12 protein-coding genes are annotated in these 12,853 nt (G+C 46.1%); 6 read left to right on the top strand and 6 right to left on the bottom strand.

Annotation, left to right across the window (positions count from 1 at the left end; translation table 11 throughout):
* Window positions 1-245 precede the first annotated feature (245 nt).
* The gene (locus tag MBEAL2_RS14780; protein ID WP_047153042.1) at window positions 246-428 is read right to left on the bottom strand and encodes a hypothetical protein; all 183 of its coding nucleotides are present in this window, start codon (window positions 426-428) and stop codon (window positions 246-248) included.
* 180 nt (window positions 429-608) lie between these two features.
* On the opposite strand from MBEAL2_RS14780, the gene MBEAL2_RS14775 reads away from it, so the two are divergent.
* On the top strand, window positions 609-1,772 hold the full coding sequence (locus MBEAL2_RS14775) for an SAM-dependent methyltransferase (RefSeq protein ID WP_047153041.1): 1,164 nt from the start codon (window positions 609-611) through the stop codon (window positions 1,770-1,772).
* A gap of 65 nt (window positions 1,773-1,837) precedes the next feature.
* Here MBEAL2_RS14775 and MBEAL2_RS14770 read toward each other — a convergent pair whose 3' ends face one another.
* A complete protein-coding gene (locus MBEAL2_RS14770; protein ID WP_047153040.1) occupies window positions 1,838-2,644 on the bottom strand; it encodes a DUF169 domain-containing protein in 807 nt (268 codons plus the stop codon).
* A gap of 180 nt (window positions 2,645-2,824) precedes the next feature.
* Here MBEAL2_RS14770 and MBEAL2_RS14765 point away from each other — a divergent pair, with 180 nt between their 5' ends.
* The 5 genes from MBEAL2_RS14765 to MBEAL2_RS14745 all read left to right on the top strand — a co-directional run bounded on the left by MBEAL2_RS14765 (window position 2,825) and on the right by MBEAL2_RS14745 (window position 7,823).
* Window positions 2,825-4,138 carry a BaiN/RdsA family NAD(P)/FAD-dependent oxidoreductase gene (locus MBEAL2_RS14765; RefSeq protein WP_047153039.1) on the top strand — a complete coding sequence of 438 codons (1,314 nt, stop codon included), beginning with the start codon at window positions 2,825-2,827 and terminating at the stop codon, window positions 4,136-4,138.
* A 7-nt stretch (window positions 4,139-4,145) separates the two neighbouring features.
* Window positions 4,146-4,499 carry a CBS domain-containing protein gene (locus tag MBEAL2_RS29310; protein ID WP_052947732.1) on the top strand — a complete coding sequence of 118 codons (354 nt, stop codon included), beginning with the start codon at window positions 4,146-4,148 and terminating at the stop codon, window positions 4,497-4,499.
* Between the two features lie 13 nt (window positions 4,500-4,512).
* Entirely contained in the window at window positions 4,513-5,673 is a 1,161-nt protein-coding gene (locus tag MBEAL2_RS14755) for a DUF294 nucleotidyltransferase-like domain-containing protein (protein ID WP_161798214.1), read from the top strand.
* Window positions 5,674-5,925: 252 nt separating this feature from the next.
* On the top strand, window positions 5,926-6,288 hold the full coding sequence (locus MBEAL2_RS14750) for a DUF485 domain-containing protein (RefSeq protein WP_047153037.1): 363 nt from the start codon (window positions 5,926-5,928) through the stop codon (window positions 6,286-6,288).
* Window positions 6,285-7,823: a solute symporter family protein gene (locus MBEAL2_RS14745; protein WP_047153036.1), complete on the top strand. Its 1,539-nt coding sequence runs from the start codon at window positions 6,285-6,287 to the stop codon at window positions 7,821-7,823. Before MBEAL2_RS14750 ends, MBEAL2_RS14745 begins: the two co-directional genes overlap by 4 nt.
* A gap of 258 nt (window positions 7,824-8,081) precedes the next feature.
* On the opposite strand, the gene MBEAL2_RS14740 is transcribed toward MBEAL2_RS14745, so the two are convergent.
* The 4 genes from MBEAL2_RS14740 to MBEAL2_RS14725 form a co-directional block, all read right to left on the bottom strand.
* Complete coding sequence (locus MBEAL2_RS14740) at window positions 8,082-10,316, bottom strand: septation ring formation regulator EzrA (protein WP_047153035.1); 2,235 nt, start codon at window positions 10,314-10,316, stop codon at window positions 8,082-8,084.
* 93 nt (window positions 10,317-10,409) lie between these two features.
* Complete coding sequence (refZ, locus tag MBEAL2_RS14735; protein WP_047153034.1) at window positions 10,410-11,045, bottom strand: forespore capture DNA-binding protein RefZ; 636 nt, start codon at window positions 11,043-11,045, stop codon at window positions 10,410-10,412.
* A 39-nt stretch (window positions 11,046-11,084) separates the two neighbouring features.
* The gene (locus tag MBEAL2_RS14730) at window positions 11,085-11,744 is read right to left on the bottom strand and encodes a TVP38/TMEM64 family protein (RefSeq protein WP_052947731.1); all 660 of its coding nucleotides are present in this window, start codon (window positions 11,742-11,744) and stop codon (window positions 11,085-11,087) included.
* Between the two features lie 113 nt (window positions 11,745-11,857).
* A complete protein-coding gene (locus MBEAL2_RS14725) occupies window positions 11,858-12,838 on the bottom strand; it encodes an MBL fold metallo-hydrolase (RefSeq protein WP_047153033.1) in 981 nt (326 codons plus the stop codon).
* Window positions 12,839-12,853: the final 15 nt, after the last annotated feature.

Genomic DNA, 12,853 nt, shown 5'->3' with positions numbered 1-12,853 from the left:
ACATAAAAGAGATAAAAAAATAAGTTCTACGCATACAGGATTGCACAGGTAACATGGCGGACAAATTATTCACACTATAAATAATATTCAGATATTTAATACTATAACCCTGTTATTTACTATGCAATCAGTAGATTTTTGTTGAATTTATTGCATAATTGTTTTGTTAACCATATTCGATAAAAAATGTAAAATTCCTTTTGAAAAATAAAATAAAGACAGGCCGCCCTGCCTTTATTTTTATTCTACTTTAAAATCTGGGAATATTCGTCCAGCGCCCAGTATATTTTCTTTATTTCGTCTGTCCGTTCCTTGGATGAAAGGCTTGCGTCAAATGTCACCTGGCGAATTAATTCAAGTACAAACTCGTGTGTACCGCCGTTCTTCTTTTCGTTTTCAGACAACATCTGTAAGTAATGTTCCACCATAGCTCCCTCCCATATTGTATATAGTATGATTCTTACTCAGCTTTATTTCCATTATATCACCGGCGGGGTCACAGCGGGAGTATGGAGTGAGCACATTTAAATTTGATTTTTATTTTGCAAAGTAGCAAACTTAAAATAAGTTACTCGTTATTTTCAATGTAAAACGAAAGGAGCTTCTGTATGCAAAAGTATTTATTTCAAAAGTTTTTTAACGGATTAGGGTCGGCTGATTTCGAGATTACGTACTGGGATGGCCAGAGCGAAAGATACGGCACAGGAGAACCGCGCTTCACGCTTGTTCTTCACGAAAAAGTGGCTCTTTCCGATTTCATCAAAAATCCGGTAATGGCTTTTGGTGAAGCCTATATGAACGGAGATATTGACATCATCGGATCGATCGAGGAAATAATCAGAACTGCAAATATGAACAAAAGCGTTTTCTGGAGCAAAACCCTCTCCCGCCTTTCCTCTCTGCCTTCCCTGCGGAAACAGAAAGAAAATGTCCAGCATCACTATGACCTGGGGAACGATTTCTACTCTTTATGGCTCGATAAAACAATGAGCTACTCCTGCGCCTATTTCCGCACTCCTGAGGACTCTCTTGATCAGGCCCAGCTGCAGAAAATCGACCATGTGCTCAAGAAGCTGCAGTTAAAGCAGGGTGAAACGCTGCTCGATATCGGAAGCGGCTGGGGATGGCTCATTATACGTGCAGCCCAGCAGTACGGGGTAAAAGCAACCGGTGTAACACTAAGCGAGGAACAATATAAGAAAACGAAAGAGCGGATTGCCGAGCTTGGTTTGGAGGATCAGGTAAACGTGGAATTGCTGGATTACCGAGAGCTGGCGAAAACAGGAAGGACGTTCGATAAGATTGCGAGCGTAGGAATGTTTGAACATGTCGGGCAGGCCTATTACCCTGACTTTATGAAGTCCGTGCAAACGATGCTCAAGGACAGAGGAGTCATGCTTCTGCACACGATCACACACCTTATAGAAGAGCCTACCGATCCATGGATTGAGAAGTATATATTCCCGGGCGGATATATTCCGTCTTTCCGTGAAATTATTCAACTTCTTCCCGACTATGATTTCAACATCATCGATGCTGAAAGCCTGCGACTGCACTATGCAATGACCCTTGACCGATGGGCGGAAAGATTCGAAAACCATGTTGATAAAATAAGGGAAATGTACGGGGAACGCTTCGTCCGGATGTGGCGGTTATACCTGCAGGCAGCCGCTGCTTCCTTCCGGTTAAGCGGGCTCAATATTCACCAAATCCTGTTCTCTAAAGGGTTAAACAACGAGTTGGAAATGACTCGGGACTATCTATATCGATAAACACATCAGAAAAACATCGCGGGCATGCCCACGATGTTTTTCTTGTACCTTGGAATCTTGCGGTTCTATTCTTCTTTTTCCCACATTTTATTCAGTTTCTCATAGGTAGCCGGATACTTCGCCTGGTATTGCAGAAATGTCGGAATCGGGTAGCGTACGCCCCCTTTATGGGTGCCTTCAAACCCTGCAAGAACGTCTTCAGCCATCGAGTATGGGAAAGAAAAAGCCATTTCATGGTCATATGTTTGTCCAAACACACGGTCTCCGTAACATGGCAAAATAACCTGGGCGTCGGCGGTCTGCATCGTACGAATAATAATATCCGCGCAATCTGCCCTGGCCGAAAACTGCGAGGTGATAGAGCCGCCTTTTTTATACAGTGAAGCAGCCACCATGCGCATCACCTGTGCCGAATTCCCGTATATAACGACAACATCAGGTTCAAAGGAAATGCGATCGAGCGGTCCAACGACAATAACGCCGCCCTCTTCTTTTGTAAATTTCGGAACATCCGCCTCAGTTGCTTTCCCGCATTCTAGCGTTTCAGTATACATCCCATGTGCAAGATTGCCTTCCGTATAAAATTCAACCGGCTCCTCAAAATGAAAAACCGCTTTGGCAATCGGGCAGGAAAGATCTTCCCCTCCCATCGCGATTGTCCAGCCGTAGCGGCGAGCCATCGTAATCCCCTGGCAAATGCTTATCTGTACACCGAGATCTCTTACCGGCCGCTTCGCCCGGGGCGGGATTTCTCCGTTATCCCTCACCACCCGGATTCCAAGTGGAAAGGTATCAGGCCGCACATGCTTTTCAATTTCACGATGCAAAAGCTCCATTTTATCTTTTCCTGTAACATGCAAGGTTTCACTCATTTTTCAATTCTCCTTTTAAGATGATATTGCATACGCTCCTAATGTCGATTTAAATATTTACTATATTCTATTTTTTGTGTCACTTCCCCTTCTTTTCCTTTCTTCCATCTTTTTTGCTGTGTTTCTTGCAATTTCTCCGCTCTCCTGTCAAGAATAGAGAGGAGGAAGGTGAAAAGAACGATGAAACAATGGGATGTTCTTATTATTGGCGGGGGTCCGGCGGGCCTTATGGCCTCTGTGGCCGCCGCACAGCACGGAGCCAGTGTACTGCTTATTGATAAAGGAAATAAATTAGGGCGCAAGCTTATGATTTCCGGCGGCGGGCGGTGCAACGTTACAAATGCAAAACCAAAAGAGGAATTAATTAAAAACATTCCAGGAAACGGGAAGTTCCTGTTCAGTGCCCTCGATTCTTTTAGCAATACGGATATTATGGAGTTCTTTACCGGGCTCGGTATCCGGCTAAAAGAAGAAGACAGGGGCCGGATGTTTCCTGCCAGCGATAAGGCAAAAACCGTGGTGGAAGCTCTTCTTTCCGAGGTAAGAAAGCTCGGTGTCAGCATTCGCACGAACGAACCGGTAGAAAAGGTTATATATGATGATACATCCATTAAGGGGGTGAGATTGCAATCAGGCGAAATAATTGAAGCTAAAGCTGTGATAGTAGCTTCAGGCGGAGCCTCGGTTCCGGCCACAGGTTCAACAGGCGACGGTTATCCGTGGGCGCGGGCGGCAGGCCATATGATTACCGCGCTGTTCCCGACGGAAGTTCCCTTGACGGCCAACGATGCTTACATAAAAGAAAACAGGCTTCAGGGACTTTCCTTACGAAACGTCGCACTCACGCTGTTTAATCCTAAAAATAAAAAGGTAAGCACCGAGGAAGGGGATATCGTATTCACGCACCAGGGAGTTTCCGGCCCCGCAGCGCTGCGAACGAGCCATTATGTATCGGTTACCCGGCGGAAATTTGACAATTCCCCTCTGCTCCTGACGATTGATGTACTCCCTGATAAATCCGCTGATCAAATTATGAAAGAAACGCTTGAACTAATGGAGAATGAACCGAAGAAAGCTGTCAAAAATGTGCTGCGCACGTATGTGCCTGAGCGCCTAATGAAGCTCATCCTTGAGATAGCAGGCATTGACGAGGACATAACCTATGCCCACATCTCAAAAGAAAAGTGGAGCAGGATGGCTCAGCTTATAAAAAACTTCCCTGTCACCATTACCGGCACCCTTCCGCTTGAACAGGCAACGGTAACCGGGGGCGGCGTCCACACCAAAGAAATCGACCCGAAAACGATGCAGTCAAAGCTGAAGCGAGGGTTGTTTTTTGCCGGGGAAGTGCTCGACGTGCATGCCCATACGGGCGGCTATAATATCACCGTCGCCTTTACGACCGGACACGCGGCAGGTACGGCAGCGGCAAGACAGGCGCTAGGGCTAGAGGATAGCTTTCTTCCGTTAAAAGAAAAGAAAAAAGGGAGATAGGGAAGCGATGAAGGAGAGAGTAAAAGAAACGCTGCAAAGCAATGTGTTATTGGCACTGGAGTCTTCATCTGACTCCCATGGCTTTGAGACATACCCGTACCGCAAAAAGGTAGGCGAACTTATGGACAGCCCCGTGCTCTCTGTTCCACCCGGCACGGGTATTATCCCTGCTGCACAATTGATGATGGAAAAACAAATCAGCTCGCTGCTTGTTATGGAGGACGGGCAAGCAGAAGGAATCATCACAGAACGCGATTTAATGAAGCTTATTCCTTCTTATAACAAAATCCCGCTTTTGTCTGTCTCAGACATTATGAGCAGGCAGGTTATCACCATACGGGAAGACGCCTTATCTTTATGAAGCAATGCTCACGATGATGAAACATAACATAAAGCACCTTCCCGTCCTCGCAAACGGAAAAATGAATGGAATGGTTACGCTGAGAAAGCTTACCGACTTTCGCGGCAATCTCGTTCTGGAAATGGTCAAGGAAATTGATGACGCGGACAACATAGAACGTTTAGCCCTGCAGCATAAAAGTGTCGCAAGCTTCATCGAGCGGATGCTGAATGAAGGTGCAACTCCCCATGAAATATGCTCGCTCACAACAGAGTTTAACGATCGTATACTGCGCAGAATTATAGAACTCTCCGAGCAGTCCATGGTAAAGAATGAGTACGGCGCCCCCCCTACCGACTACTGCTGGATTACGATGGGAAGCGAAGGCCGTAAAGAGCAGACGCTAAGCACGGATCAGGATAACGGGATTATTTATCCTCATATCGATGATGAAGAGCAGCACAGGCAGGCCGATCGCTATTTTGCCGTGCTGGCTGAAAAAATTGTTTCCGGGCTCGAACAATGCGGATTTCCCCGCTGCAAGGGAGACGTAATGGCTACAAACCCTAAATGGCGCAAGTCGCTATCGGATTGGAAACGGATGATGAATGCCTGGTTCTCCCACATGCAGGGTGAAGAGATTCGTATGTTTACGATTTTCCTCGACTTCCGCCCGGTATATGGGCGGATGGAATTAGCACAGGAACTGCGCCAGTACTTTTTAACTAAAAAAAAGGAGTTTCCGTTCATTTATAACCTGCTTGCGGAAGATGATGCCATGTCCTCTGTTCCGCTTGGAATGTTCGGCCGCATTGTCTACGATAAAAAAGTCGGTGACGGAATTGATATTAAAGGCGGCGCCCTTGTTCATTTCGTTAACACAATGAGGCTTCTCGCTATTTTTGAGGGGCTGGAAGCCGTCTCAACGATCGAACGCCTGCACCAGCTCACCATGCACCAGGTGTTTACAAAAGAAGAAGAGGAAGAAGTTCTGGATTCTTTCAATACCCTGCTCTATTTTAGAATTCGCGAAAATATGAATCAATATAAACAGAGCCTTCCTCTCTCCAATGATCTGCATGTTCCCGGACTATCCAAAGAGGAACAGATCAGGCTGAAAAAAGCGTTAAATACAGCGAAATGGCTGCAGCAAAAATTAATGCGGCAGTTTCAGGTTCGCGGTATTCGAATCTAGCTTCTCTAGAAACGCATCCTTCGAAACGATACAGGCGCTTACTAGCCGAGTATCGTTTTTTTTGTCGACCACAGTCGAAAAAAAAGTGTTTTCAAATGTTTCCAAATATTTTAATATTATGATAGGGTACTAAATATCCACTGTTTTATACCCAATTTAATTGAAAACGCTTTAAAAACAGGGGGTGAAAAGAGAGATTCACACTATTTAAGAAAGAAAGAGAGAAAAAACAAAAGAATGGAGTGTGACTTGATGTCGAATCTTGCAAAAAGCAATACTACTAAATCGGGGAGAACACGTTCTACCGGGATTGACTACACAGCTATCGCTCAAAGCGAAAAGTTCAAATCGCTTCTTGCGGCCAAAAAAAGTTTTATCGTTCCGATGAGTATATTTTTCTTTATCTTTTATTTTACGCTTCCGGTTATGACATCTTATAGTAAAGTACTGAATACGCCTGCCATCGGGGCGATTACATGGGCCTGGATTTTTGCATTTGCCCAATTCATTATGACATGGACGCTGTGCACGATTTATTCAAGAAAAGCTTCCTCCTTTGATAAACTTGCCGAAGAAATCGTCGAAGAAAACGCAAAGGGAGGAAATCAATCATGAATACAACCGCCTTTTTATTCTTTATTGCCATTGTTGCCGCAACGCTTGTGATTACGTACGTTGCTTCAAAAAAAACGAATACGACCAGCGAATTTTATACCGCAGGCGGCGGCCTGACAGGCTGGCAGAATGGACTAGCTATTGCAGGCGATTACATGTCCGCCGCTTCCTTCCTCGGTATCGCAGGAGCGATTGCCCTGACTGGGTTTGACGGTTTCTTCTACAGCCTTGGATACCTGGTAGCCTATCTCGTTGTTCTCTATATCGTTGCGGAGCCCCTTCGTAACCTTGGAAAGTTCACAATGGCTGATATGATCGCTGCCCGCTTTAATGATAGCAAGGTCCGCGGAGTAGCAGCGCTTAACACAATTACCATTTCTATCTTTTACATGATTGCCCAACTAGTAGGGGCAGGTGCACTTATTAAACTTCTTCTGGGGCTTGAATATACTACCTCCGTTCTCATCGTAGGAACCTTGATGACGGTATATGTAATCTTTGGCGGAATGACGGCGACAAGCTGGGTACAGATCGTTAAAGCTGTACTGCTCATGTTCGGGACGTTCCTCATTTCTGTTATGGTATTTGCCAAATTCCACTTTAGCATTACAGAAATGTTCGAGCACATGAAAACAGCAACCCCGCTCGGTCTTAAATATCTGGATCCCGGGGTCAAGTACAAGAACGGACTCGACAACATTTCAATGAATATGGCGCTCGTGCTTGGTACTGCCGGACTGCCGCATATTCTTATCCGTTTCTTTACGGTAAAGGACGCACCGACCGCGCGTAAGTCAGTCGTGTATGCAACATGGCTAATCGGAGCTTTCTATGTCATGACTGTTTTCCTCGGATTCGGTGCCGCCGCATTCGTCGGAAATGATGCCATCATAGAAGCAAACAAGGCAGGAAACATGGCAGCACCTTTACTGGCTGGAAAGCTGGGCGGTCCGCTGCTCATGGCATTTGTTGCCGCGGTTGCCTTTGCAACCATCCTCGCCGTAGTAGCCGGACTTGTTCTGGCAGCCGCTTCCGCTTTTGCGCATGATTTCTACAGCCATATCCTGCGTAAAGGGAAAGCAACGGAAAAAGAGCAAATGGTTGCCGCCCGTTACGCTTCCATTGGTGTTGCGATTATCTCCGTTATCCTGGCGCTTTTTGCCCAGAAAATGAACGTTGCCTTCCTTGTTTCACTTGCATTCTGCGTCGCTGCCAGCGCAAATCTTCCCGTTATCATTTTCACAATCTACTGGAAGAAATTCAACACCGCCGGCGCTGTAACCGGAATGATCGTCGGCCTTCTAACCGCACTCGTTCTCGTAGTTGTCAGCCCGAACGTGTTCGATCCAACGGCAGGAAAAGCGATCTTTGTTGGAACTCCGTTAATTAGCCTGACAAATCCGGCGCTCATTTCGATTCCAGCCGGGTTTCTTGCGGCCTACCTCGGAACGGTCATTTCCGGACGCAAAGAGGATCCTGCGAAATACGACGAGGTGCTCGTGAAAGCGAACACCGGTATACGTGAATCCGCATAACAAGCAAGCCCCCTGCTTTATTTACCAGGCAGGGGGCTTTTCTTGCCCAAAAACTTTTTTAAAATTTTTTTTGCTTTTTTGGGTTTTTTTGTTTAGAGAGGCGAAAGGTGGGGAAGTATAATAGTGAACCTACTCCCCCTTGAAATTGCAACTGACTCTCACACCTCTACTCCCTAATTGGACGCATCGATTGATGCGTCCCTTTTTTTGCTCAAAAGAAAAAGAGCCTTTTGTTTCAGCTCTTTTTTGGGCTTGCTTCTAAACTTCAAATTTTTCTTCGGCCATTTCAACAGCCTGGTCAGCGATGCTGTTTGCTTCTTCATAGTCCGCGTTTCGAAACGCCTGTTCCGCTTTCGTTAACACTGCGGCCAATTCCTTGTCATAACGGCGGAAGCGGTTCAGACGCTGGATTTTTTGCTCTGCCTCCTGGCTGTCACGCACCATGTCGGCCGCATGATCCAGCATGCCGATGACCCTTTCCTTCGCCTCTTTTAAGAAGTGGTCCACTTTCTGCATGTTTAGCGGGATTTCCTGCAGCGCCGCTTCCACCTCATACACGGCTTGCCTTGAAACTTGTATGCTATTTTTTACACTTTCGGGAATGCCGGGAAGGTGCAGCCTCTTTAACTGCTGCTCCACTCTGCTGACATCCGAACGCAGTCCCTGCAGCTCTTCCCGGGCTATCGTTTCGCCTTTACGGAATTCCTTTAGTTCATTCATGACGAGTTCGCGGCGCTCCATCATAGCAAACACCCGCTCAGCTGCCTGGCCAAGCGTTTCGCTGTGGTGCTCGTATCTTCCCGTTTCTTTAGCTCCTGCGGCCTGTTCCAGTGCGTTCTCCACTTCGGCAACAACTTCAGGTATTTGCTGGAAGTAATGAAATGCTTCCCCGTCTTCTACCTGGTATCTTTCTGCCAGATCGTTCAATTCATCCATGAGGTATCGCTGATCCTGCCGCAGCGTTGCCACATGGTATGGAAGTTCGTTTATATATTGACGGTATTGCTGGCGGCTGGTCACGATTTCTTCCATTGTTTGATAAACGGATTCAATCTCCTCACGCACTTTCATAATATGCTCTTCTGCTTCCAGGATTTTTCCTTCCTCAAATAAAATCGGAAGCGCTTCTGCTTTGCCGCGGATTTGCATCACTCGTGCTGTGAATGGCTCGTCCCCGAAGGCATATCCTTGCGCAAGCATTTCTTTGCAATCCTCATCAAGCTGCCGGATTTCCTGATCCAAATCTTTTTCGATCGTTTGGCGGACAAGCGGGACCTTTTGCAGAACTTCCATTAATGCCTTTTGCCTTTCACAGATCAGCTGTACCCGTTCCTTTACTTCTTCAAATTCTCCTTGCTCCTCCGCCTGTTTCATCGATTGGGTATCCCGTTCAAATTGATTCAGGCATTCCTTGAGCGTATGGAAGGAAGTTCCGTATTGGATGCGCAGTTCATCCAGCCTGCGTTCCGTTTTCTGCCTTAGCTGCTCCGATTCTTCCTTAAAAGATGCAGCATCATTGAGCGTTTCTTTCAGTTTGTCCAGTTTTGTATGCAGGCTTCGATTTTCTTCCTCAATACGGAAAAGCTTGTTTTTCGCTTCCTGTATAATTTCTCGGCCTTTTTTAAAGTGAAACTTTGCGATCATCTCTTCCGCATCGACTAAAATGAGTTCAATATCTGTGACAGCATCCTTTTTCAAATCATCCAGGGAAGTAAGAATCGCCAGGTATTTTTCCTTTACTCTGCCGGGTTCCTTCTTCCACGCCGGGTCCATCTCAAAGGCGTTCAACTGCTCGGCTACTTTCATTCGCCATTCATCTACTTCATCCACTTCCTTGAAGGTCTGCTTTTTTCTTGAGTAAGCAACAAAGAGAGCGATGAACAGTGCAGCGAAAACGACCCCGATTGCAACCAGCCACATGGGCCAGGACTGCACCTCTTGACCTGCCTGAGCCGGTGCACCTGCAGTAACAACCTGCTCGATTTGCCCACTGGATTTCTTCTGGCTATAGCTCTTTAGCTCTTCGTTTATCGACTGTATAAATGAGGACACGCCCTTCGGCATCGTTCCTCCCACTATGTAAGGATCAAAATAGTTTTCTATTTTTCTTTTAATAACATCCGGTGTAATTCCATTTTGCGAGAAATAGGAGCCGCTGATGACAACCATTCTTTTTTCTTCTATGGAAAGAATAATCACCATCATTTTATCTGAAACAGCAAGCTTCTCGGAAAAGGCCTTTGCATAACCGTCCAGGCTGAGCGGCTTCGGACTCTTAATTACAACAAGCCGATACGTTTGCGGCATTTTTGCTATAGCCTTGCCCACTTCCCTCTCTTGATCACCGCTGATCGCATTGTCTTGATCAATAACCGGCGCATCAAGAGAAGCGGGGAACTCAGCAGCCCATATCGTAGAAGTACCAGGATAGAATACTATGAGTAAGGTGAAAACCAGTAGAAAACGAAACGCTCGCCCTATCGTACATCTCATCACGCAGTTGCTCCTTTAAGAAAGAAATAAACCTACCTATCTTATTAATTAGGTATACACTAAAAAAGTTCCTGCTTGATCAGGAACTTTTCTCTAAAAAACCTGCCGTGCAGTGTCAATCGGTGTCATCATATGTTGTAAAAAGTCGCATACATAATTGACCATTTTCTGAACGAACTGCTCTTCAAGCGGCTCAGCGTGGAATACTTCTCTAATAATCTGTGGGTAAGCGTAAGGAAAGCTCATGATCGATAAAATATGAATCACAATTCCATCGACATCCAGAGCAGGGAATTCTCCCTCCAGCACACCTTCCTCGAGAATGGCCGTGAAATAATGCCTAAGCCTGGCAATATAGGTGCTCATAATTTCTCTGCCCAGCATGGACTCTACGGACAATTCACGCTGAATTAAACGTGTCACCTGATAATGTTCACATTGGAAACGAACCCACTCTTCCAGCATATTGCGAAGCAGAACATGGAGGGAATCCCAGTCGCTCCGGTATCGGCATTCATCCAGCCGCCCGAAAAGCCCTTCATAGTAGTTTATCATTACATATTCCAGTAACCCCTTCTTACTTTGAAAATGGTAAGAAATGAGCGCAAGATTCACCTCTGCTTCACTGGCGATTTGCCGCACGGTTGTTCCGTCAAACCCTTGCGAATCAAACAGCCGAATCGCAGCCTGGACAATTTTTTCCTTCGTGAACTTCGGCGAACGCTTCAAATGCCTCTCCCCCCACTGGAAGTATAAAAACCTTGCTTCCTACGAAAGCAAGGTGGATTTCTTCTTCTTTAAGTAGTTTAACCCGAGCATGAACAAGATTAATCCAATTAAAATAAGAACAAGTTTTCCTTTATGATGCTCCCAATTAATCAAATAATGGCCGAGCAGCGACTCAAAAAAAACAGCGGGGACTTTTCCGATTAATGTGGCAAATAAAAACGCTCGAAAGGGTATTTTTGATATACCGGCAGCCGTATTTACCGCGCTGGAAGGTAAAATCGGAATCCAGCGGGCCAGCAGGATAACGACGAATCCTCTCGTCTCCGCATGGCGATTTAAATTCTTCACAAAAGAATGGTGGCCCATTTTCCTTTCCGCCCATTCCCGTGCCGCATAGCGAGCTAGAAAGAAGTTTGCAATCGCGGCAAAAACCGCTCCCGTCCAGCTGACTGCAAAACCGAGCCCGAGTCCGAACGCGATAACGTTCGCACCCGCCAGTAAAACAAAAGGCACAACCGGAAAGAACGTCTGCAGCATTACTGCCAGTATAGCTATAAGAAAAGCAACCCAACCATAGGATTGGATATACTCTGCAACCTGTTGAATATTCCCTGTACGCAACAAATGACCAAACTCTGTTTGCATCACAAAATAAATAATTACGACCAGGAAGAGGACAGAAAAAATGATCCGCTTCAAATAACGGCCTCCTCTACTCATATAGCTTCACATACGAATCATTATATCATTAATAAAAAGAAAAAGCCTCCATTATTGGAAGCTTCATTGTAAAAATGCAGGGAATTCGTTTCCTATTCCACTCTCCGATATTTTTTTACACCGCCCAGCTCAACCACTTCTACGCGCTGCGCTGCTTCGAGTAAATCCAAATGCCCGAGCGTTTCAGAGAAGGTAAGCGGCAGTTCTTTGCTAAATATTTTCGGGAAAAGACTGACGGAAAGCTCAAACGCGGTTTTAGGTCCTTCCTCAAGCAGCTGATGGATTTTGTCCGCCCTCTCCCCATGACGCCTTAGCCGGTGCTCGATTAATTCTCTGTGCTCCGTTATCTCCTCACCGTGTGCGGAAAACATGCGTGTGACATTCATTTTAGCTACCCTTCCCATGGCTTCGCGATAGACGAGAAGCGGACGTGCCCTTGGCATTTCACGATATACCGGCGGTTCAAGAAAAGCGTTCGAAGAAATTTCCTTGATAAGGAAATCACCGGACAGCATCCAGCCATCCTGCTCACGATAAAGCGCCAGGTGGTTTTGCGTATGGCCAGGCGTAAACACGGTCTTCCACTCTTCAACACCTTGAAGAGGCACCCCTCCCTCTACCCTGACATGCACAGGTGCCGGTTCTCCAAACTTCTCCATCATCTGGCGAAACTTAATCACATGCCCAAGCATCTCGTCCGGAACCCCGTTCTCCTGGTAAATCCGCAGAAAAAAAGCATCATGGTATTCAACAAAGCCCGCATCCATCTCGATATAGGGCACGGCATCGGGGTGTGCAATGACCGTAGCTCCGGAACGTTCGTGGACTTCCGCCAAAAGACCGGTATGATCCACGTGCTGATGGGTTAAAAAAACCTGCCCGATATCACTCCAGGAAAATCCGTTTTTCTTTAAAAATGCGTCCAGCAATTCACGCGCTTCTATTGTTTTCGGTCCCGTATCAACCAGCGTTAACATTTCGCCCTTAATTAAGAAAATGTTAATCGGTCCAACGTTGAACGGTGTGGGAATTTGAAGCGACAAAATCTCTGTCTCTACGCTATGCGATTTCATATAAACCTCCTGTAA

This window comes from Aneurinibacillus tyrosinisolvens (genome assembly GCF_001015055.1).
Taxonomy (GTDB): domain Bacteria; phylum Bacillota; class Bacilli; order Aneurinibacillales; family Aneurinibacillaceae; genus Aneurinibacillus_A; species Aneurinibacillus_A tyrosinisolvens.
This window is presented reverse-complemented; position numbering and strand designations above follow the sequence as displayed.